Below are 19,999 nucleotides of genomic sequence, written 5' to 3'. Positions count from 1 at the left end.
TCTCGTGCGGAACCAATTAGCCACCTGTCTGTTAGCTGTCATTCACGCAAGAAGCAGCATCGGATAGTTTGGGCTCTTTTTTTTATCAAAACATCATCTCCCAGTAACTGATACAGAGAACCTCCAACCTACTTTCGCTCCTATTTTGTATTCAACGCCTCCCAACGCCCATCAACGCCTATACGCCCAGAGGCTGCTGCTTTTAGGCTTCTCCACGAGTACACGTGCCACACCACGAGACTTTGATCTTGCAAGAGCTGGCACACTACGCATTACTTGGATGTTATGTGAGGGGGAGTGTATTGTGCCTAGTCGTCAACGCCTTACAGAAAAGGTAGCGCGCGCTGCAAAGCCCACCGTGCGCCAGTATCAAGTGTTTGACACTGAGGTCTTGGGTTTTGCGCTGGTGATCTATAAATCTGGTTCCAAGGCGTTCAATCTTTCCTACCGTGTCAATGGCCGCCAACGTCGTTATACCATTGGCATGTGGCCCGCATGGAGCGTAGTAGCCGCACGAGAACGCGCCAAAACCATCCGCCGCGAGATTGAGATGGAGTGCGACCCGCTGGGCAACCGCGAAGCAGAACGTGTTGTGCCCCGTATAAGCGATTTGGTTGAGCGCTATATCGACGAGCATCTGCCCAAGCTTGCCGCCCGGAACCGCTCTGACCAGATATCCATGCTAACCAAGTTGGTTTTGCCACAGTGGCGCAATCGGTTGGTGCGCGAGATTTCTCCAGCAGACGTCAATAAGCTCTTGCGTGAGATGGCTGCTGGACGCCATCGTCCTGCCAAGAAACTACTGCGCAGATCTGCCCCTTGCCCGACACCAATACGCGCCAATCGGCTTGGTGAGATCCTGCGCAAGATGTTTAATCTGTCGGTTCAATGGAAGATGCGCTCTGATAACCCCGCTCAAGGGTTTCACAAACGCCCTGAAAATGCCCGTGAGCGGTTTCTGTCCTTTGACGAGATCAACCGTCTCTCAGAAGCGCTGGAGAACAGCGAAGACAAGCGCGGAGCAGATGTAATCCGCCTGTGCTTGCTAACTGGCGCCCGCCTTGGAGAAGTGCGCCATGCTCGCTTTGAACACTTCAATCTTGAACTGCTCACGTGGTTTAAGCCTGCCACAACAACCAAACAAAAGCGCACCCATCGCCTGCCTATTTCCGCAGAAGTGGCTGGCCTAGTGAGACGGCGGTTAGAACTTGTGCCTGAGGACTGCCCCTGGCTGTTTCCTGGTGATGGCACTGGCAGACCCATTCATGAAATGCGTCGGTATTGGCAGAGCATCTTAAAGGAAGCAGGAATCTCCGATGTGCGCATTCATGACCTGCGCCATACGTTTGCGTCTCTTCTTGTGTCAGGCGGTGCCTCGCTCGAAGTCATCGGCAGGCTCTTAGGTCATACTCAGATGAGCACTACACAACGCTATGCCCATCTAATGGAATCTCCACTGCGTGATAGCGTCAATGCGGTGGCGGAGTATGTGAAACAAAAACCATCCCAACAGGCGCAGCAGGTTGCTGCACCGCCTGCCCCCAACACGCCTGCACCTCCCTCTAATCCTCCCGCTCCTTCTTTAGTGCCTCCCAAATGGGGCGAATACGGCGGCGGATGGTACTCATATCAGGCGCCTCTCCGGTTGGAGACGCCTCAATAAACCAGGCTTGCACTTCGTTCGCCAGTTCTTGCATGGTAGCTGGCACGCCCTCAGCAAAGATATGCACGCAGAGCGGTGCCCACATTCCCTCCCAATCATATTTCGGCTCACGCCCACCTTTGCCAGCGCGCTGGGCAAGGCCATACTTCTCTTCAAAGCGATAAAGATCGATGGCCGGGATCCAGAGCTCATCTGGCTGGACCCTCAAGCCTTGTTCTGGCTTGGTCACATAAAGCAGCTCAGCACAGTCTTGGTGAAACGGAATAACACGCTGGACCAAACAACAACGGGAGCGCTTTCCTGTCGTGCTCAGCATCCTGAGCAAATCTGCTCCAAACAGCTCCACCATGCCAAAAATCCGCCGATCACCACAGGCGATATGCGGCGTACTGGTGACAATGCGAAAGCGGCCAACTTCTGCCCAACCTGCAATGGTGCCTAATTGAGCTCCCCAGCGCGCGCCAGCTTCAATTAAGGTGAAATACTCTTTTGATGGCAGCGTCATTGGTTTCCCTCCCCTCACGCAACCCGAACATCATGAAGAAGAAAAGTTGAGGCGCGAGACAAATCGCCTGCGTCTAATATCTGCTGCTTGAGAGCTGCCTTGTGGCAGCCAGCTTCTATTGGGCCTCATCAAAGAACACGCCGCCGCATGTATTTCGCATTCAGCCTGCCGTTTAGGTCAGGTTATTACCAGCAAAACTTAAGACCTTTCCCGGCTAACAACAGGCCAATCTCTCAATTGTGTTGTCCCAACAAAGTTGATTTGACCAACGCGTCAACCTTTTGAAACACTGAAAGGTTTTGTGGCGACCGAAACTCTAAAATTACCCATTGATATCTATAGGATATTCCAAACCCTCATGATCTAGGCGAGATGATTTTTGCGCTTCATTGCACATGTTGAGCTGCATTATTCAGGAGCCTGCCTTGCCTCTATAGGCGGTGCCCAGGCATTTGAACGCCCATCAACGCCTACGTGCCTATTGACCTTCCATGCTTAGCTTTTTCGCAAACCGTTTGGGCCCGAGCGGTCCCACTTTGGAGGAGCACATGGAAGAGAGCATCCCTACCCCGGAACCTGAACAAACAGAGCCTAAGGCCGTCCTTGATGGATGGATGACACGGGCGGAGCTTGCCAAAGAGCTTGGCGTTTGTGTCGACACGCTGAGCCGCTGGCAGACCATGCGCATTGGCCCGCCTTGTGTTCGCACCGGACGGCGAGTGTTTTATCGCCGGAAATCTGTACTCGACTGGCTCAGGCAAAAGGAAATCCGTGAGAACAGGATTTCGAACCTATGAGCGTTCAAGCGATCACCTGGGCTTATGGGCGGAGCGACATCACCGATCCAATCGAGAAGTTTATACTCATCACCATCGCCAACTTTGCAGATGAATACGGCCTGTGCTGGCCCTCGCAAGCCACGCTGCAGGAGGCCTGCTGCTGCTCGGAGCGCAAGCTGCGCAACTGCCTGAATGACCTGGAAGCGCTGGGGCTGATCACCCGCTACCAACGTCGCCGTGCCAATGGCTCTCGCAGGTCCGATATTTTCGTCCTTACTGGCTTTGACGGACGCAGGGCCATTCCCGATCAAAATGATCACCCTGCCCTAGAAAATCTGGAGGTGACCAAACCGAGAACACACAAGCGGCATGGTGTGCCGGAAGGACCTGCTAGCAACCGGCACGTGGTGCCGCACCAACCGGCATCTGGTGCCGCTACCAACCGGCACGTGGTGCCCCCCTTGAACCGTCATTTAGAACCATCAAAAGAACCTTTTCCCCCTTACCCCCAAAACACGGCCTGTGAGCAACATCGGGTAAAACCTCCAGCACAGGCGGTCCTTCAATCCAAGGAGCAATCCCATGAGCAATCTGTTCGATCCCATGAACCCTCCAAACGTAAAAAATCCATTTCCCATGTTTGGCAGAGAGCCTGGAATGAGGCTCTTGCAGCAACTGATGGCATCTCGGCCAGAGCGACGGCAAGCGCAGCGGACAGCTCAGGAGATTGAGGAACTGGAGCAGCTCCTGATCACACTCACACAGGCCAATACGCCTGGAGGATCAAAGCCAGTGAGCCTGGCTGTAGGTCAGCTTCTCAACCACTATCCCCAAAAGCGGCTCTCACCAGAGGCCATCACACAGCTGATTGAGGATTGGATTCAGGATCTGGGCGGCTATCCAACCGATGTGATCTTTGCCACCTGTCAGGCTTGGCGCCGAAGTTGCAAGACGATCGCTCCCACACCCGGCCAACTGATCACCCTGGCTGAACCCATCATGGCAGCGCGCAACTTCCATATCCGCGTGCTGCACAGCGTTTTGAAAGCGCAAGTGACGCCTCAGTCCAACAGCTAGGAGATACTTGCTTGACCCTGAACACCACCCAGATCGTCGACCGATTGGAGCTTGCCGCCAGCACCTTGCGGCGCTTGCCCAACCCGCCAAGGTCAACACCACGGCGCGACGGCAACACCTGGCCGCAGGTCATCCATGATGTTCATGAAGCCTATGGTTACAACAAGACCCAGATCCGGGCGGTGCCCAGCGCCAAAGACATTCAGCTCATGGAGGAAGCCATTGATTGGCTACGATACATACCTCAGCCTGATGATAGAAAAATACTCTGGATGCGGGCAGAAGGTTTCCGCTGGCGACCCATCTGCATTCAGGTCGGGCTCACCCGTTCTACCGCTCACCGGCGTGCTGTGGCGGCTGTTTTGACGATACAACGCACGCTTTGTCGCCAACGCAGATAGACCAACCCGTCCTACCACCAGTACTCAGGACCGGCTAATGCCATGGGTTTGTGGAGGAATTCGGTTTCCTTGCATTGACACCTTGCGTCATTCATCGCATGGTCATCTTGAGGCATCACAACCTCTTAGCTTAGCGGTCACCGTAGCCGTAAACCGCGGTCATTTGTGTTTGGAGTTAGCTCTCCTTACGCAAGCTCTCGCTTATGGGCGGGAGGGCGGTGAATACAATACCCCTTCGCGGGGGAATAAACCCGCCTGTCTAAGCCAGGTTGTGAACCTCCCGCTCACCAGTGGGTTATCACAAGCCTTCTGCTGAGTGGTTCATTTAACTACCAGCTTAGAGGGTTTAATGATGACTGATACTGGTAAAGAGAAATGTGCCCATACGTCCCTTCGCAATGAAGTGGATCAGCTTCAATTATCAACCAACCACCTCAAAAATCTAGTCTATTCCATGAGCGTGGTGATGAGCGAACGCATGGAGCATACCCAGGAATATGAAGCGTTGCTGACGCTGTTTGATACTGTGCGCAATCACATAGAAGATGTGCAGGGAAGTAGCGAGAAGATCTCAGAGCTGCTTGAACCTTGCGCACTGGAAGTCTCAAAAGGCTAAAAAGCATTGGAATACCGAGAGGTTCTGCCTCTCAAGGAATATTCTGGCTTGGGAGGCGCAGTGCCTCTCAGGCCTCTTTGTTGTAAGTAAAATGAACTTCCACCTCTGGTGGAGGTCGGTGAATTCCAAGCAGTCAGCTCTTAGTGCATTATAATTAGCTCACGAATCGTGATAACTATTTGAATAGATTTGCTTTATCATGCATCTAGGGAGAGTTCCATGAGGTCGATAGCCTTCACACGACCAACCGTAATTGCTGCGATCGAATTACTAGAAAAACACACTCAAGCTAAATTCAATCAAATGATTCTTCGTCTCCGTCTGGAGGACGACATTCCATCAGAAACTAGTCTCAGTGTAGCAAAAAAGTGCGATCTGTTAGGACGGCTCGTCGTAAAACAGCCAGACGCTTGCATCGACACATTAGAAGGACCAATGACTTTAAATGAAGCAGTTGTCCGTGAAGCAATACGCTTGGTACCTGAGTTTTCTGAAAATACCCTACATATATCGTTTCTGAGAGGATTGGCTCGAGATGGATATGTGCTTCATCGGGAATGCTATAACTCAGAACCTAATCTTCGAGCTGCGCTACCCGAACAGATAAAACTACCGCAAACCGCTGATGAAGTTCATTCATTGTTAAAAGATTTTGGGTTTCTGACCTCCCTTGGTCATTTGAATCAAGCCATTGATGCGCATACTCGAGGAGATTGGGCCGCAGCGAATAGTCAGTTGCGTACGTTTATCGAGAGTCTTTTCGATCACATTGCACATAATATACGCCCAAAAGAAGCTGGAGAAATGAGCAGTTCTGAAAACAGACGGGCATTGTTAGCCAAAGTTGGTTTCCTCGCAAGCGATCGCAATGAGTGGCATGCAAACGGCAAGAGCTATATACATGGCCTTTTCAAAATGTTGCACACAGACGGCTCCCACCCAGGTCTTTCTGATGAAGACCATTGCACCTTTCGCTTACATGTCGTTATCGTAACTGCACGCACTTTTTTAAGAAGATTATCTTTTAATTCGTAAACACTATCAAGACAGGGAAAGTGCAAGCCATATGACCAAAATTTTCGAAATCGATGGCTCTAATCTTGAACTTGGGTTTAAGAATATTCAGTCCCCTAAATCGCGCATAGAACAAGAAATGCACGAATTAATTGAATGCATGTGGAAAACATATGAACCGTATGCTGATCCAGATTTTAGGGAGGGATTTGCGCGCGATGTGGACGGTCGATTTTGGGAAATGTATATCGGATGCAGCCTACTGGAGGCTGGGCACACCCTACTACCCGTCTCTGAACGAGAAAAAGAAGGCGGACAACCAGACATATGCGTACTAGAAAATGGTCGACGAATCTGGATTGAAGCAATCGCCCCCGATGACGGACAAGTTGGCCCAGATCAAATTGAGCGACCAGTTCCTCTCAATGAAGGCGGTAAGTTAATTGCTGTACCGGTTAGACAGGCCCAGTTGCGAACAACAAGCGCCTTCTGGACTAAGGCTCAAAAGATCGAGCGTTACTTAGCCGAAGGCGTTATTCAGCCAGAGGACACTAGAATTATCGCAATTAGTGCAAGTCGCTTTAGCGTATGCGTTAGCGAAGATCCTCCATTAATCCTAACGTCACTTTTCCCACTTGGCGACAGATATGTGACTCTTGACCGCGTAACTGGCAAAATTCTCGAAGAAGGGTACACAGATGCTCCTATGATAAAGCGAGCGGGCGGGGTGATTCCTCGCACTGCTTTTATGGACAAACAATTTGCTCATATCTCAGGAGTACTTTGGTCACGCATCGGGCTAGGGAATTTATCCCGCAAAGTTCGTCCACTGCATTTTGTTCACAATCCACTTGCTGAAGTTAGTTTTCCTCCAAATTGGGATGTGTGGGACAATGAGTTTGTTGCAACGATTGGGAAAGATTACTTTGAAATCAAGAACACTCACAAGATGATAGAACCAGCAGATCAGAGTGATTAATTTAGACATTTAGGCCTAAACAAAAACACCTAATGCCCGCCCATAGACCGGGAAGGCGCTTCACTAGAGACCCAGAAGGGGTGCACTGGCCTCCTTTACCACAAACGAATCTTCTGGCGGAACCAATCTTGCCAAAAGGCAAACCCCGCGTGGAGCGGGGTTACAATCCATGCAGTGACATCCAGTTGGTTCAAATCAGCCCAAGTTCTCGCAGTGTTGTCGCTGCGTCTATAAGTTGGTCGGTGTTCACTTCCACCGTGAGTGTCATACTGTCTGCGTTGACGCGGGCCTTAACAGCGGCCTTGTCGTCAAGCTCGCAGGCGATTGGATCACACGCCTCATATGGCCTGTGTTCATCAAAGCCTGCTTTGCCTAAATCATGCGCTGCAATTCTGATAGTGCTGGTTCTCATAGCCCTTCCTCCGCTTAGCGAGCCCCTGCCCGCCTCTCACGACCGCAACCCCGCACCTCTGGCGGGGTCAGGCTTCTTGTGGTGTGGTGGGGTTTAGCTTTCCAGTTCAGCTGCCAGCTTGTCTCTGGCAGCGCTGAGCATGTCCAGGTAGGCACCGCCCTTGTGCAGGATGATCTTGCCGGCCCACAGCTCCTCGGCGTTTTTGTCGCCAAAAACCTCGTGCATTTCTTCGTTGGTATAGCGTAAGATTTCCGTGCCCCATTGGGGGTGTTCTGTGTAGATGTAAGTCACGTGCATGGCGCTTGCTCCTCTTGAGGAGTGTGCCTCCTACACATGGCCTGCACGCGCCTATTCGGGTACCGCGCAATGCCATACCCGTCCGCACAAACAAGGGCTTATAGGTGTCATACCGTTGATCTCGTGGGTGCATGAGGGCCCGCTTAGTGTGGCGAGCGAGCGCTTTCAAACAAGAGGTGCCTTGCTTGCTGATACCGTCTATTCCCGGCTGCTATCGTCTCGCGACCGCTTTGGGCTGGGTTCAACTGCGTCCTACCGCGTACCCCAACAAATGACCCTGCACTTCTGGCGCGACAGAAACAGGCTGGTTCGGGCAGATTATCGCTATGCTCAGTGGAACTGCGGTCTCCTCCTCCAATCGCAGTCAAGCCGCACAAAGCCACTTGCACAATCCCATACCATGCATCCCCTACCCCGACTTTTGGGTCCTTCCGGGCCGCATTCGTATGCGGTGGGGCTTTGCGCCCCAGATCGCCAGTTACAGAGGAAAATTTTGGGTTCGCACTTTTAATCTGCGGCTGCGCACCTCGCAAATCCAATCTTTTGTTATTGCTTCACCGCTACGGCGCGAGTGCCCCCTGCGCCAACGGATCGCCAAACACGCTACTTGTAAAATGGCAACGCAGTTGCAGTGGTCTTGTTAGAAGCCTTGCATGGATCATTGTTATGATCTGCATCACGGAGTTGGGAAGTGCTTTCACGTAGAACGAAAGTGATATCTGCGGCATCTTCGAGGAGTACATCTCGCACTTGAAAACCACGACCTCGCATATTTGAAGCTCAAAACATTGGAGTGAATTGCCAAGATTATGGGACGAAACGCATATCTTAAAATGAGGTACTGCTTGTCGCCCCCTATGGAGAGGTGCAGATCTCTGTACTGGCGCAGCTGTTCATGCGCCACTTTCCCTCTCATACACTCTGAAAGAGCAAGCTAATCACCCTCTAGAGAGTCTATCTGCTCGAGACCGAGACATGCTATGCCATACTTATATCCAGCATGACTTTCTTAGCTGTTTGTTTGACGCTTTCTTCCGCTCGCGTCAGGAGTTTTATCCGGTCAAAGATCTGTGCGTCCTCATTCAGAGTTTTCCGAAGCGATTGCCCGAAAGCCATGCGAACTTCAGTGCCGATATTGAATTTGCAGATCCTTGTTTCTTTTGCCAGTTTTTGCCTGATTTCTACAGGAATTCCAGAGCCTCCGTGTAGCACGAGCGGAATGTTGGTGACGTTTTCAATAGCGCGGACCAGATCAAAATCGATCACTGCTGCTTTCTCTTGCTGCAAGTGCACATTGCCGACAGAGATAGCAAGCGCATCGGCATTACTTTCCTTCGCAAACTGCGCGGCTTCTTCAGGTTTTGTCCCTGAGGACACAGCGCCCTCAGCGTACCCGACAAAGCCGACTTCTCCTTCCAGAGATACACCATGTGGCTTAGCGCTTGCAGCGATGGACTGCATCAGGCGGATGTTCTCCTCAAGAGGAAGCTTGGAGCCATCAAACATGACAGACGTAAAGCCAAGATCTATTGCTTTCAAGCAATCCTCTACTTCATAGCCGTGGTCAAGATGAGCAACCACTGGCACAGAGGCTGTCTCAGCTAAAACTCTAAACATTGGAGCTAGAACTTTCAATGGAGTATGCGCGCGGCATCCAGGACCTGCTTGCAGAATGACCGGGCAGCCGATCTCTTCGGCAGCCTCCACAAATGCACGTGCATCTTCCCAACCTAAGACAACAAAGCCAGCAACTGCTGTCCCATTGTTCATAGCTGGCACTAAAACGTCTTTAAGACTTGCAATAGGCATTACTGTATCACTACTTAAACTTGGCGATCATGTCTTTGATGCCTGGGATCGTTTCGACCTGATATGCGTGCGTTGGCTGGAAATGCTGCACCAGTGAGCGTTGACTGAGGCCGCCGAGAATTGTGAAGTAATACATTTCATAGCCCGGTGCAGCGACACAAGGATGGTAGCCCTTATCGATAACGAGAGTTGATCCATCTACGATGTGATAGGCTTCCCCGACTTTCCCATCTTCTTTCTGAAGCAGTTGCATTCCAAAGCCGCGTCCGGGCCGGAAGCGGAAGTTGTAAGTTTCGTCATGCCGTGTCTCATAAGGCAAATTGTCTGTGTCATGCTTATGAGGAGGAAATCCTGACCAGCCACCTTGCCCTACAGTAAACAGCTCGGAAACCAAGAGACGGCCAACTTTATCGTGATATTTGGTTCCAAGTATATGTTTGATTTTGCGATGTGTTTTCGTGTCATCTGAGCCGTACTGAACAACATCCAGGTCAGATGTTGTCACCGCAAATGGTGTCAGAACACCGTCATATCGCGCTCCAGCGATGAACACTTCGGCGGCATCACTGACGCAAACAATTGTTGTTTTCGCTCCTGTCGGGATATAGACGCCTTCAGGCTCACCATCCCAAACATCTACGCCGCGACCGCCTATACCATTCCAGTTCAACCCTTCGCATTCAACGTTTACCGAGCCAGTTGCAGGTACGATGCAAGTTTCATAACCGGGAACCTGATAGTGGAATGCTTCCCCTTGCTTCAGCTTTACGATGTTGAAGTAATTTAACGGGACGCGGGCATCATCAACGTCTACGATGGGCTTATTCTGATTATTATATGGAGGGATATGCATGCTTAGTCCTTCGTCAAACTCAATGTTTCTTCTATGGAAATGCTGTGTTGTTTCAAAAACCTAACCAGCTCTTTTTCATCGGGCATTGCTGTTGCACAGCCAACCTTGGACACCACAATTGCTGCGCAGGCAGACCCGCGAAAAACGCTCTGCTGCAAGGTCTTTCCATTCGAAAGTGAGGATAGGAAACCACCTAGAAATGCATCTCCAGCACCGGTCGGCTTCATTGCAGAAACAGTGAATATGCCGGTCTGAAATGACTCATTTGCAGTGTAAGTGGTCGAGCCTTTTGAGCCCATTTTGTAAATACAGATACAGTCAGATCTGTTTGCAAGTTCGTGGGCAAACATTGGGCCATTAGCTATGTTCCCAGCCATAAAGCCAAACTCCTCGTCATTACCTACGATGACATCACAGAGTGAGCTCATGCGTTTATATGTACCTGTGGCTTCCTGTGCAGATGCCCAACTGTAGGGGCGGTAATCGATATCAAAAATCGAAACCAAACCCTCAGCTTTTGCTTTCTCCAAGGCGTAGAAAGTCGCTGTGCGAGACGGCTCGGAGGCCAGCAAAGTTCCTGTGGTTACGATTGCATCAAACTGAGAGAAATCAACAACGTCTACATCTGCTTCGCTCATCATAAAATCTGCTGCACCATTTCGGTAAATGGTCGTCTGATGGTCGAGCAAACGTGCTTCCGAGAGCGCAAGGCTGTTTCTGTATTCTCCGCCAATTGGGGTGACGTACTTGTGAACTATTCCGTACCGCTCCAATTGATTGACGCAGTAACGTCCGATTGCATCGTCAGAAACACGGGTCAGCAACGAGACGTGGCACTCTTGCCGGCGCAGGGCGACTGCAATGTTTGCAGCTGATCCGCCCAGATGCACAGACATGGTTTGCGCATCTTCAATTGATGTGCCTGCAGGTTCTGGCGTGAGGTCCATGCCTGCACGCCCGACAACCAGATATCTTTTCCCCTGCAGCTGTTGCAAAAGTCTGTTCATTACACACCCACACGCTGGTTTATGCGACCGGCTTCCCACTCTTCGCGTGCGGTGCGTACGTTCTGACTGTTAGAAACTTCGGGCAGTCCAACTTCCCACCATGCATGACCTTCCTGTGTCCATCCTTCATAAGGATCCACCTGAACAGAAATGATTGTGGTTCGGTCTGCTGCCTTTGCACGTTTGAACGCTTCACGCAGCTCTGCAATCGTCTCTACGGTTTCGGCCAGTGCACCCTGAGCTTTTGCGTGCGCAGCAAAATCCACGGCAACAGGGTTTGTAATTGTTGGTGAATCTTTGATCAGGTTGTTGAAAGACGTGTTGCCGGTGTTGTTCTGCAGTTTGTTGATCACGGCGAAGCCACCATTGTCACAAACCATGACAATGAGCTTCTTTTCGGTCAGGACAGAGGAATAAATATCTGAGTTCATGAGAAGGTAGGAGCCGTCACCAGCAAACACGATGGTATCCTGATCAGGCTCTTTCTCGGCTTGAGCTATACGCGCGCCCCAGCCGCCAGCAATCTCGTAGCCCATGCATGAGAAGCCGAATTCGACATCAACCGAGCCGATGGCTTTGGTTTGCCAGTTAGCGGTGACTTCGGCAGGTAGGCCGCCTGCTGCTGCAACAACCCTGTCATTGGTGTCGCACAGGTCGTTTACAGCACCGATAACCTGCGCATAGCTGTTGGGTCCATTTGCGGGGTCAACATTGTGCTTCACATAGGAGAGCCACTCTGCTTTCTCCTGTTGCGCAAATACAGTCCATGTCTTTGGGGCCTTGTACTGCTTTAAGGATGCAATAAACGCAGACAAACCTAATTTTGCATCACCCACGACAGGGAGCGAACGGTGTTTGCTTGCATCATGACGAGCAGCATTAAGGGAAATAAACCGAGCATCTTTCCTGAAAGCGGTCCATGACCCGGTGGTAAAGTCCTGCAAACGTGTTCCAACAGCAATAATCACGTCTGCATCAGCAGCAATTGCATTTGCTGAGTTTGAGCCTGTTACGCCGATTGGTCCGCAATTCAGCTCGTGATCTGACAGCAGGTTTGCACGGCCCGCTATTGTTTCTGTAACCGGAATTTGTGTCTGCTCAGCAAACGCAAGCAATTCCTGCGCCGCGTCAGAATATTGCACGCCGCCTCCCGCTATGATCACAGGCTTTTCGGCGAATTTAATTAATGCAATCGCGTCATCAAGCTCGCTCGTATCAGGTGCTTGGCGGCGGATGCGGTGAATTTTTTTCTCAAAGAAAGCAACGGGGTAGTCATAGGCCCAACCTTGCACATCCTGCGGTAGGCCCAAGAACGCTGGACCGCAATCTGCCGGGTCAAGCATGGTCGCTATCGCGGCAGGCAACGACTGAATGATCTGCGCTGGATGTGTAATACGGTCCCAGTAACGTGAGACTGCGCGGAAGGCATCATTCACTGATGCAGTCGGATTACCATAATGCTCAACCTGTTGCAGCACCGGGTCTGGCAATCTTGAGATGAACGCATCGCCACATAACAGTAGCATTGGAAGCCTGTTTGTGTGTGCCAACGCAGCCGATGTGACAAGGTTTGTTGTGCCTGGTCCAGCTGAAGCCGTGCAAAACATGAATCTCTTACGTAAATGATATTTGGCATAGGCTGCAGCAGCAAAGCCCATGCCCTGTTCATTCTGACCTCGATAAAGCGGAAGTGTATCGCGATGCTCATATAGTGCCTCGCCCAAGCATGACACATTGCCGTGACCAAAAATTCCGAACCCACCTCCGCAGAGCAGCACTTCGTCACCGTCAATACTAATGTACTGGTTTGCAAGATACCGGATGATCGCCTGCGCCATAGTCAAACGGATTGTGCCAGTGGTGATTTCACTTTTTGTGGTCATGGTGTCCCTATTTCCTTCCGCCTGCAATTGTCGCCTTGTTCCGCCACAATTCGCGGTCCCATCAACTCATCTATTGACGCCGTGGTATTTTTGAAGGATACCTATTTTGCAACCGGTTGCAACATATCTTTTCTGGGAGATGCATTTTGACCCAACTGGAACTGCGCTGATGAGAGGTAACTACAGGTGAGAGATCTATGAGATTGCGCTAAACTATCCGCATCTTTCTCGCGATCAGATCTTAGGATTTCTCGGAGGGGTTACACCTACCTGTTCGCAGTAAGAGGGGCAAAAATAGCGTTTACATCGAGTGTAGAATGATTTTTTTGCCCGTTCATATGTGAACACGTCGTTTGCGTGACTTCATGTTCTCCAGAGGTTCGGACTTGAAGAAAGGCTGCAGGTTTTCAGATGAGAGGGCCTTACGTTCGATATAGTTTCAGTCTGGTCAATGCTGTGGCAAATCGCATTGAAACCGCTTTCAATTTTCCATACCCCTCCTCCGACCTGAACATAAGTCCGCCACAGCAGCATGATGGCACCAGTAGATTAGCAACATCGCTCTAAGCACAACAAAGGGATGAAACGTGGGAATTAGAATTGGTAATGCGCCCTGCTCATGGGGGGTAGAATTCGCAGATGATGCACGTAACCCGAGCTGGGAAAGCGTTCTCGATCAATGTGCCGCCGCGGGCTACAAGGGCATCGAACTTGGGCCGATTGGTTATATGCCAGAGGACCCGGCAGTGCTGAAGGATGCGCTTGTGAAGCGGGATCTGGAACTGGTTGGAGGTGTCGTTTTCCGGCCATTTCACGATCCGAAAGCATGGGAGGATGTTTGGGATGGCGCGAAGCGGACCTGCGAAGCCCTGAAGGCTCATGGTGCTGAGCATCTTGTGTTGATTGACTCGATTTCCCCACGGAGGGCGCCAACTGCCGGACGTGCGAGTGAAGCCGAGCAAATGGATCTGCAGGAGTGGACTGCATTCAAAGAGCGTATCATGACAGTTGCGCGTATGGGGGCCGAAGAATACGGCCTTACAGTCGGCATCCACGCGCATGCCGCAGGCTTTATGGACTTCGAGAGTGAGTTAGAGCGCCTCCTGGCTGAAACCGATCCCGAGTTACTAAAAATCTGTTTAGATACTGGCCACTCTACATATGCTGGCTTTGATCCGGTTGCATTCATGGACCGCCATATGGACCGCATTTCTTACATGCACTTCAAAGATACATCGGCATCAGTAAAGGCAGAGGTTATAACCAACAGGATTGGTTTTTACGACGCATGCGCTCAAGGGATTTTCTGTAACCTTGGTGAGGGCGAAGTGATTTTCCCAGCAGTGCTTGAAAAACTGCGTCAGGCAGGCTTTGAAGGTTGGTGTACGGTTGAGCAAGACTGCGACCCACAAGGTGACACATCTCCGATTGATGATGCTAAACACAATCGTAACTACCTGGAATCCATTGGCTTTCACTGAGGAAACATCATGACTAAATTAAACTGGGGTCTGATTGGAGGCGGCGAAGGAAGCCAGATTGGTCCTGCGCACCGTCTAGGTGCATCCGTTGACGGATTGTTTCAGCTGGCTGCAGGCGCTCTGGATGCAGATGCCGAAAAAGGGCGTGTATACGCACGGTCACTGGGTATCGCAGAAGACCGGGCTTACGGTGATTGGCAGGAAATGTTAGCTGCTGAGAAAACGCGCAGTGACAAAGTTGATCTTGTGACTATTGCAACACCAAACGCAACGCACTTTGAGATCACCAAGTCCTTCCTCGAGGGTGGCTTTCATGTGCTGTGCGAAAAGCCCATGACCATGACTGTCGAAGAAGGCGAAGAGATCGTAAAGATCAGTCGCCGGACTGGCAAAAAGTGTGCAGTAAACTTTGGCTATTCAGGATTTTCTTTGGTTCGCCAGATGAGAGAAATGATTGCCGCAGGTGAACTGGGTGAAGTCCGCCTTGTAAAAGCAGAATTCGCGCATGGTTTCCACGCCGACGCAGCTGATGCCGATAATCCGCGCGTTCGCTGGCGCTACGACCCTGCTGCTGCTGGCGTTTCTGCTGTACTAGCTGATGCTGGCATCCATGCACTGCATATGGCCTGCTTTGTCACCGGACAGGAAGTATCGACTGTCTCAGCTGACTTTGCATCGACCATTGCTAGCCGTGACTTGGAAGATGATGCAATGATCAACTTCCGAATGAATGGCGGCGCAGTTGGGCGTCTCTGGACATCAGCAGTTGCCGTCGGACGTATGCATGGCCTGAGCCTGCAGGTGTTTGGTGAAAAAGGTGGATTGGCCTGGCAACAGGAACATCCGAACCAATTGCATTACACGCCACTGAACGGGCGCACCCAGATCATCGAGCGCGGCGCTGGTGACCTATACAATGCAGCCCAAAAAGCATCACGCGTCACGATTGGTCACTCAGAAGGCATGCCCCTGGCCTTTGCTAATATCTATTGCGACCTTGCAGAGATGATCCATGCGGACAAAGCTGCTGGATCTTCTGACGGAGCAGCATTCCTATTCCCAAGTTCTGAAGATGGTTTGCGGTCTATGGCAAGTGTTTATGCGGCAGTAAAATCAGCGCATGCATCTGGTGCATGGCAAGACGCTGTCCCTGTTCTACTGAAGTAACACTTTTGAAAAGGGGCCGTATAACTTACTGGCCCCTTTTTTGTAGGGGCCCCTGGTATTTGCCAGCAACTAAGTGACCTTTTGTAAAAGAGTTCCGCGCTCAACCACACGGCATGGAAACATCCGTGTTTCAGGAATCCGGTCTGGATCATCCAGACAGTCAACAAGCAACTCAACAGAGGATGAGATGATTTCCTGAACGGGCTGATGAATGGTTGTCAGATTGATATTTGCCCAACCTGCCATTTCCATGTTGTTGAAGCCAATAAAGCCTATTTCCTCAGGCACTTTGAGACCAGCGGTCTGCGCAGCACTCAAAGCCCCAATAGTAAGCACGTCATCGCCGCAGAAATATGCCTCGGCGTGCTCTTGCATCAGGATGCTCTGCATCGCCTTTCTGCCAGCGTCATAAGAGTAATCCTCCGCAAAATCGACGGATAATTTTACACTAGGATGCTCAGCGAGAACTCGTTGAAAACCGAAGAGGCGATCCTGCGTAGATGAAGCATTTTCCGGCCCACCCAAAAATCCGATGTGCTCATACCCTTTAGAGAGCAAGAGCTCCGCAGCCAACTCACCGGCGTAACGGTTATCAATGCCTACGGTGTGCACAGTCGGCGTCGCGCTGCATCTCCCAAAGGAATGCACAACCGGTATTTTTGCATGCCGGAATGATTCAGCAAAATCAGGAGGCAGAGTGGAAGACGCTACAATTACTCCATCAACGCTGTATTGCAGAAGCATATCGAGTGATTTAGCCGGATCAACCTCACCTGAAAGGTTTACGAGAAGAGGCCTGAGCCCTTTTGCCTGCAATGACTGCGTAAACAGATCAAAGACCTGCAGAAAAACTGGGTTATGGAAATTGTTGGAAACCAGACCAATGAGCTTTGTCCGCCGCGTTGTTAAGCTGGAAGCTAAGACATTGGGTCGGTAGCCCAACTCTTGTGCTGCTTTCTCGACTTTTCGGCGGGTTTTTGCAGAAACGCTTGCACCTTCCGTAAAGGAGCGCGACACCGCTGAAGCAGAGACCCCGGCACGCAATGCAACATCTTTTAGCGTAACAGCCATCCTCTGCCTTTTCGTTTTCACGCATCTGGAAGATACAAATTAATCCGTTCATCAATGATGGCCCAAGTAAAAAAACACAATTAAATTTTGGTGTTATTACTTGGTTATCCCTTCGAAACTGGGAGCAGACCTCCCAGCTTCGAAGTTTTACATATCATCAGGCTGCAACTCGCTTTTGGCGATAAGTATCTGCCACTACGGCCGCAACAATCAGAACACCTTTCACGATATTGATGTAATAAACATCGATACCTAAGAAGGTAAATCCTGACGTCAATGTACCCAAAATAAGCACACCAATGATGGTGCCCATAATGCGACCACGACCTCCGAAGAGAGAGGTTCCACCAATCACAACTGCCGAGATTGCATCCAGCTCCAACATCAGGCCAGTGCCAGATTGAGCGGTCATTGCGCGCGAGGTCTGAACGATGGAGGCGATGCCGTAGAGTGCGCCAGCCATGGTGTACACAAGGATTTTGTGTCTTTTGACGGCAATGCCTGCAACACGGGCTGCATCTTCATTTGAGCCAATTGCATAGGTACGGCGCCCATAAACCGTGTACTTCAAAAGCACATGGAAGACGCCAGCAACAATCAAGAATGTTATGACTGGCCAGGCTCCGGAACCGAAGATAGCAAAATCCTCAGTCAGGAAGCTCACCTGCTTGCCACTTGTATACCAACGCGCCAAGCCACGCGCTGCGACAAGCATCCCAAGGGTCGCGATAAACGGCGGAATTGCGGTAATGGCAATTACGCTCCCGTTGACAAAACCAAGCAGCGCTCCGACCGCAATGCCTGCGAGTACCGGAAAGATGATCGGCAGATCTGTAAGTGCTGGATAGACAGCTCGGGCATACTCTGAGCTTTGTGCCAGAGAGGCCGCTACGATGCCGGCGAAACCAAGAATGGAACCACCGGAAAGATCGATGCCTGCCATGATGATAATCTGACCAACGCCAATAGCAAGAATGCCAATGATTGCCATCTGCAGGATCATGATGAACAGACGTTGACCGTTGAAGATGAAAGTCTGCTCAACGACAAACCAGCCCAAAACTTCAAAAATTGCGGCGATTCCGACGAGTACCAGAAGAATACCCGTGTCCTTTGGAAGACGCTGAAGGAGAGACTTTTGCGTTTCGGCTGAGCCTAATGTTGATGATGAATTAATCAAGATGGCCTCCGAACTATGCCTTACGAGCCTGCCGACGCTGGTCAGCGATAACGGCAGCAACGATGATCATGCCCTTGGCGATTTCCTGATAATAAAAATCGATCCGCAGGAAGGTGAAACCTGATGTGATAACGCCGAGAATGAAGACGCCGATAACGGTCCCCGAAATCTTCCCTTTGCCGCCGAACAATGACGTTCCGCCAATGACGGCTGCGGAGATTGCATCCAGCTCGTACATGAAGCCCATGCCAGGCTGGCCCATTGTCGCTCGCGCACTCATAACGATACCGGCAAGACCGGCAAGGCCACCCGCAATCGAATATACAAGAACCTTATGGCGGTTTACTTTGATGCCGACTATTCGGGCCGCCTCTTCGTTGGATCCGATCGCATAAGTCCGGCGCCCATAAACCGTATGCTTCAAAAGAATATGAAAGAGCACAGCAACACCGAGGAAAATCAGGACCGGATTAATGCCTTGCCCAATCGCCGTATATTGCTCGGTCAAACCAAAGATTGGCTGGCCTTCTGCATACAGCACAGCAAGCCCACGAGCTGCAACAAGCATTCCCAGTGTAGGAATGAACGGGGGAACTCCGGTATAGGCAGTGATGGCTCCATTGATACTTCCTGCAAGCAACCCAACCCCGATGCCAGCCAGCAGAGGAACAATAACGGGTAGATCTACAATGCCTGGATAGAAGATGGAAAAGCCGCCAGACGCCTGCGCAAAGCTCGCTGCCACCATGGCAGAGAGTGCTGCTACGGACCCGCCCGACAAGTCGATACCAGAGGTAATGATGACTTGCGTTACACCAACAGCAATGATGCCGATGATAGATACCTGAAGAACAATGATAACGAGCCGCTTAGAGTTTGCCAAAAAGCTTTGCCCAACGAAAATCCAGCCCAGGATCTCAAAAAGCGCGGCAATTCCGATCAAAACCATCAAAATGCTCGCCTCCTGAGGAAGCTTTCGGATTGCGGTAGTGTTCATCTACGTGCTCCCAATTATATGTAGCTGGCGTTTTCATGCACGCCAGTTTTCACACCTGTAATAAGGGAGACAATTTCGTTGCCATCCGTCTTGTCTGCATCCACAACACCAACAATCTCACCGCGTCGGAACACAAAAATCCGATCTACAAGATTAAACACCTGACGTAAGTTGTGGCTGATCAGGATCAGCGGAACACCTTGTTTTTTCAGGCGGCGAATGATGTTTTCGACCTGCGTGGTTTCCTGAACCCCAAGTGCTGCGGTTGGCTCATCCATGATAATGAGTTTTGAGGCAAAGGCTGCAGAACGTGAGATTGCAACGCACTGGCGCTGACCACCGGACATTTTACCAATTGCGTTGCGCAAGTTGGGAATCTTAACAGCGGTCTTCTCAAGGCCTTCTTTGGCTTTCGCCAGCATTTTCTTCTCATTCAGAAAACTGAAGGGCCCGAGATTGAAATAGACTTCTTCACGTCCAAGGAAGATGTTGGCTGGAACATCCAGATCGTTTGCGAGTGCCAGATTCTGAAATACAGCTTCAATACCTGCTTCCCGAGCATCCAGAGGGCTTTTGAAGCTGACCTCCTTTCCGTCGAAGAACATCTGACCAGAAGAAGGCTGCTCAACGCCAGTGATTTGGCGAACAAAGGTGGACTTCCCTGCCCCGTTATCACCAACGATTGCGATGTGTTCGCCTTCACGGAGCTCAAAGTCTGCACCTTTCAGAGCTTGCACTCCACCATAGTTTTTGCAAAGACCTTGCGTTCGCAGGACGATCTTTCTCGCATCATTCATTGTTCTTTTCC

General features: G+C 50.9%; 21 protein-coding genes. 10 read left to right on the top strand and 11 right to left on the bottom strand.

Features of this window, described 5'->3' with window-relative positions:
- Window positions 1-304: 304 nt before the first annotated feature.
- Window positions 305-1,663: a site-specific integrase gene (locus PsAD13_RS07215; RefSeq protein ID WP_084404661.1), complete on the top strand. Its 1,359-nt coding sequence runs from the start codon at window positions 305-307 to the stop codon at window positions 1,661-1,663.
- Here the strand turns inward: PsAD13_RS07215 and PsAD13_RS07210 are convergent.
- Window positions 1,563-2,168 carry a hypothetical protein gene (locus tag PsAD13_RS07210; RefSeq protein WP_063317731.1) on the bottom strand — a complete coding sequence of 202 codons (606 nt, stop codon included), beginning with the start codon at window positions 2,166-2,168 and terminating at the stop codon, window positions 1,563-1,565. The genes PsAD13_RS07215 and PsAD13_RS07210 overlap by 101 nt on opposite strands.
- A gap of 548 nt (window positions 2,169-2,716) precedes the next feature.
- Between PsAD13_RS07210 and PsAD13_RS07205 the strand changes: the two genes are divergently transcribed.
- The 7 genes from PsAD13_RS07205 to PsAD13_RS07175 all read left to right on the top strand — a co-directional run bounded on the left by PsAD13_RS07205 (window position 2,717) and on the right by PsAD13_RS07175 (window position 7,034).
- Window positions 2,717-2,965 carry a helix-turn-helix domain-containing protein gene (locus tag PsAD13_RS07205; RefSeq protein WP_057465839.1) on the top strand — a complete coding sequence of 83 codons (249 nt, stop codon included), beginning with the start codon at window positions 2,717-2,719 and terminating at the stop codon, window positions 2,963-2,965.
- Window positions 2,962-3,678 (top strand): helix-turn-helix domain-containing protein, encoded by a 717-nt coding sequence (locus tag PsAD13_RS07200; protein ID WP_063317730.1) that lies wholly within the window; start codon window positions 2,962-2,964, stop codon window positions 3,676-3,678. Before PsAD13_RS07205 ends, PsAD13_RS07200 begins: the two co-directional genes overlap by 4 nt.
- Window positions 3,626-4,024 (top strand): hypothetical protein, encoded by a 399-nt coding sequence (locus PsAD13_RS07195; protein WP_057465841.1) that lies wholly within the window; start codon window positions 3,626-3,628, stop codon window positions 4,022-4,024. Before PsAD13_RS07200 ends, PsAD13_RS07195 begins: the two co-directional genes overlap by 53 nt.
- Before the next feature lie 11 nt (window positions 4,025-4,035).
- Window positions 4,036-4,425, top strand: a complete 390-nt coding sequence (locus tag PsAD13_RS07190; protein WP_057465842.1) for a DUF6362 family protein — start codon at window positions 4,036-4,038, stop codon at window positions 4,423-4,425.
- A gap of 349 nt (window positions 4,426-4,774) precedes the next feature.
- Window positions 4,775-5,041 carry a hypothetical protein gene (locus tag PsAD13_RS07185; protein WP_208986485.1) on the top strand — a complete coding sequence of 89 codons (267 nt, stop codon included), beginning with the start codon at window positions 4,775-4,777 and terminating at the stop codon, window positions 5,039-5,041.
- Window positions 5,042-5,260: 219 nt separating this feature from the next.
- Window positions 5,261-6,076, top strand: a complete 816-nt coding sequence (locus PsAD13_RS07180) for a hypothetical protein (protein WP_063317729.1) — start codon at window positions 5,261-5,263, stop codon at window positions 6,074-6,076.
- Between the two features lie 31 nt (window positions 6,077-6,107).
- Window positions 6,108-7,034 (top strand): hypothetical protein, encoded by a 927-nt coding sequence (locus tag PsAD13_RS07175; protein WP_063317728.1) that lies wholly within the window; start codon window positions 6,108-6,110, stop codon window positions 7,032-7,034.
- A gap of 190 nt (window positions 7,035-7,224) precedes the next feature.
- On the opposite strand, the gene PsAD13_RS07170 is transcribed toward PsAD13_RS07175, so the two are convergent.
- The 6 genes from PsAD13_RS07170 to iolD form a co-directional block, all read right to left on the bottom strand.
- Window positions 7,225-7,446 carry a hypothetical protein gene (locus PsAD13_RS07170; RefSeq protein WP_063317727.1) on the bottom strand — a complete coding sequence of 74 codons (222 nt, stop codon included), beginning with the start codon at window positions 7,444-7,446 and terminating at the stop codon, window positions 7,225-7,227.
- A 93-nt stretch (window positions 7,447-7,539) separates the two neighbouring features.
- Window positions 7,540-7,743: a hypothetical protein gene (locus PsAD13_RS07165; RefSeq protein ID WP_063317726.1), complete on the bottom strand. Its 204-nt coding sequence runs from the start codon at window positions 7,741-7,743 to the stop codon at window positions 7,540-7,542.
- A 978-nt stretch (window positions 7,744-8,721) separates the two neighbouring features.
- The gene (locus tag PsAD13_RS07160; protein WP_063288942.1) at window positions 8,722-9,552 is read right to left on the bottom strand and encodes a class II fructose-bisphosphate aldolase; all 831 of its coding nucleotides are present in this window, start codon (window positions 9,550-9,552) and stop codon (window positions 8,722-8,724) included.
- 10 nt (window positions 9,553-9,562) lie between these two features.
- Window positions 9,563-10,405 carry a 5-deoxy-glucuronate isomerase gene (locus PsAD13_RS07155; RefSeq protein WP_063317725.1) on the bottom strand — a complete coding sequence of 281 codons (843 nt, stop codon included), beginning with the start codon at window positions 10,403-10,405 and terminating at the stop codon, window positions 9,563-9,565.
- Between the two features lie 2 nt (window positions 10,406-10,407).
- Complete coding sequence (iolC, locus tag PsAD13_RS07150) at window positions 10,408-11,412, bottom strand: 5-dehydro-2-deoxygluconokinase (RefSeq protein WP_063317724.1); 1,005 nt, start codon at window positions 11,410-11,412, stop codon at window positions 10,408-10,410.
- Complete coding sequence (gene iolD, locus PsAD13_RS07145; RefSeq protein WP_193777033.1) at window positions 11,412-13,295, bottom strand: 3D-(3,5/4)-trihydroxycyclohexane-1,2-dione acylhydrolase (decyclizing); 1,884 nt, start codon at window positions 13,293-13,295, stop codon at window positions 11,412-11,414. The genes iolC and iolD overlap by 1 nt, the downstream gene beginning before the upstream one ends.
- A gap of 587 nt (window positions 13,296-13,882) precedes the next feature.
- On the opposite strand from iolD, the gene PsAD13_RS07140 reads away from it, so the two are divergent.
- Together PsAD13_RS07140 and PsAD13_RS07135 are read left to right on the top strand one after the other, a co-directional pair.
- The gene (locus PsAD13_RS07140; RefSeq protein ID WP_063317723.1) at window positions 13,883-14,776 is read left to right on the top strand and encodes a TIM barrel protein; all 894 of its coding nucleotides are present in this window, start codon (window positions 13,883-13,885) and stop codon (window positions 14,774-14,776) included.
- Window positions 14,777-14,785: 9 nt separating this feature from the next.
- Complete coding sequence (locus tag PsAD13_RS07135) at window positions 14,786-15,943, top strand: Gfo/Idh/MocA family oxidoreductase (protein WP_063317722.1); 1,158 nt, start codon at window positions 14,786-14,788, stop codon at window positions 15,941-15,943.
- 69 nt (window positions 15,944-16,012) lie between these two features.
- Here the strand turns inward: PsAD13_RS07135 and PsAD13_RS07130 are convergent, their stop codons facing one another.
- The 4 genes from PsAD13_RS07130 to PsAD13_RS07115 all read right to left on the bottom strand — a co-directional run bounded on the left by PsAD13_RS07130 (window position 16,013) and on the right by PsAD13_RS07115 (window position 19,988).
- The gene (locus PsAD13_RS07130) at window positions 16,013-17,014 is read right to left on the bottom strand and encodes a LacI family DNA-binding transcriptional regulator (protein WP_063317721.1); all 1,002 of its coding nucleotides are present in this window, start codon (window positions 17,012-17,014) and stop codon (window positions 16,013-16,015) included.
- A 157-nt stretch (window positions 17,015-17,171) separates the two neighbouring features.
- The gene (locus PsAD13_RS07125) at window positions 17,172-18,191 is read right to left on the bottom strand and encodes an ABC transporter permease (protein WP_057465093.1); all 1,020 of its coding nucleotides are present in this window, start codon (window positions 18,189-18,191) and stop codon (window positions 17,172-17,174) included.
- 16 nt (window positions 18,192-18,207) lie between these two features.
- A complete protein-coding gene (locus PsAD13_RS07120; RefSeq protein WP_057465082.1) occupies window positions 18,208-19,191 on the bottom strand; it encodes an ABC transporter permease in 984 nt (327 codons plus the stop codon).
- A gap of 14 nt (window positions 19,192-19,205) precedes the next feature.
- Complete coding sequence (locus PsAD13_RS07115; RefSeq protein WP_057465081.1) at window positions 19,206-19,988, bottom strand: ATP-binding cassette domain-containing protein; 783 nt, start codon at window positions 19,986-19,988, stop codon at window positions 19,206-19,208.
- Window positions 19,989-19,999: the final 11 nt, after the last annotated feature.

Origin of the sequence: Pseudovibrio sp. Ad13, assembly GCF_001623225.1 — a bacterium.
Lineage (GTDB): Bacteria > Pseudomonadota > Alphaproteobacteria > Rhizobiales > Stappiaceae > Pseudovibrio.
Note: the sequence above shows the minus strand (reverse complement) of the source record. Positions and strands in the feature narration are given on the sequence as shown.

Bases quoted from the DNA above. Each gene is read 5' to 3' on its own strand.
- PsAD13_RS07120 (WP_057465082.1), bottom strand. From the start codon at position 19,191: ATGAACACTACCGCAATCCGAAAGCTTCCTCAGGAGGCGAGCATTTTG.
- iolD (WP_193777033.1), bottom strand. From the start codon at position 13,295: ATGACCACAAAAAGTGAAATCACCACTGGCACAATCCGTTTGACTATG.
- iolC (WP_063317724.1), bottom strand. From the start codon at position 11,412: ATGAACAGACTTTTGCAACAGCTGCAGGGGAAAAGATATCTGGTTGTC.
- PsAD13_RS07130 (WP_063317721.1), bottom strand. From the start codon at position 17,014: ATGGCTGTTACGCTAAAAGATGTTGCATTGCGTGCCGGGGTCTCTGCT.
- PsAD13_RS07170 (WP_063317727.1), bottom strand. From the start codon at position 7,446: ATGAGAACCAGCACTATCAGAATTGCAGCGCATGATTTAGGCAAAGCA.
- PsAD13_RS07185 (WP_208986485.1), top strand. From the start codon at position 4,775: ATGATGACTGATACTGGTAAAGAGAAATGTGCCCATACGTCCCTTCGC.
- PsAD13_RS07180 (WP_063317729.1), top strand. From the start codon at position 5,261: ATGAGGTCGATAGCCTTCACACGACCAACCGTAATTGCTGCGATCGAA.
- PsAD13_RS07210 (WP_063317731.1), bottom strand. From the start codon at position 2,168: ATGACGCTGCCATCAAAAGAGTATTTCACCTTAATTGAAGCTGGCGCG.
- PsAD13_RS07175 (WP_063317728.1), top strand. From the start codon at position 6,108: ATGACCAAAATTTTCGAAATCGATGGCTCTAATCTTGAACTTGGGTTT.
- PsAD13_RS07155 (WP_063317725.1), bottom strand. From the start codon at position 10,405: ATGCATATCCCTCCATATAATAATCAGAATAAGCCCATCGTAGACGTT.
- PsAD13_RS07160 (WP_063288942.1), bottom strand. From the start codon at position 9,552: ATGCCTATTGCAAGTCTTAAAGACGTTTTAGTGCCAGCTATGAACAAT.
- PsAD13_RS07115 (WP_057465081.1), bottom strand. From the start codon at position 19,988: ATGAATGATGCGAGAAAGATCGTCCTGCGAACGCAAGGTCTTTGCAAA.
- PsAD13_RS07205 (WP_057465839.1), top strand. From the start codon at position 2,717: ATGGAAGAGAGCATCCCTACCCCGGAACCTGAACAAACAGAGCCTAAG.
- PsAD13_RS07135 (WP_063317722.1), top strand. From the start codon at position 14,786: ATGACTAAATTAAACTGGGGTCTGATTGGAGGCGGCGAAGGAAGCCAG.
- PsAD13_RS07165 (WP_063317726.1), bottom strand. From the start codon at position 7,743: ATGCACGTGACTTACATCTACACAGAACACCCCCAATGGGGCACGGAA.
- PsAD13_RS07195 (WP_057465841.1), top strand. From the start codon at position 3,626: ATGGCATCTCGGCCAGAGCGACGGCAAGCGCAGCGGACAGCTCAGGAG.
- PsAD13_RS07200 (WP_063317730.1), top strand. From the start codon at position 2,962: ATGAGCGTTCAAGCGATCACCTGGGCTTATGGGCGGAGCGACATCACC.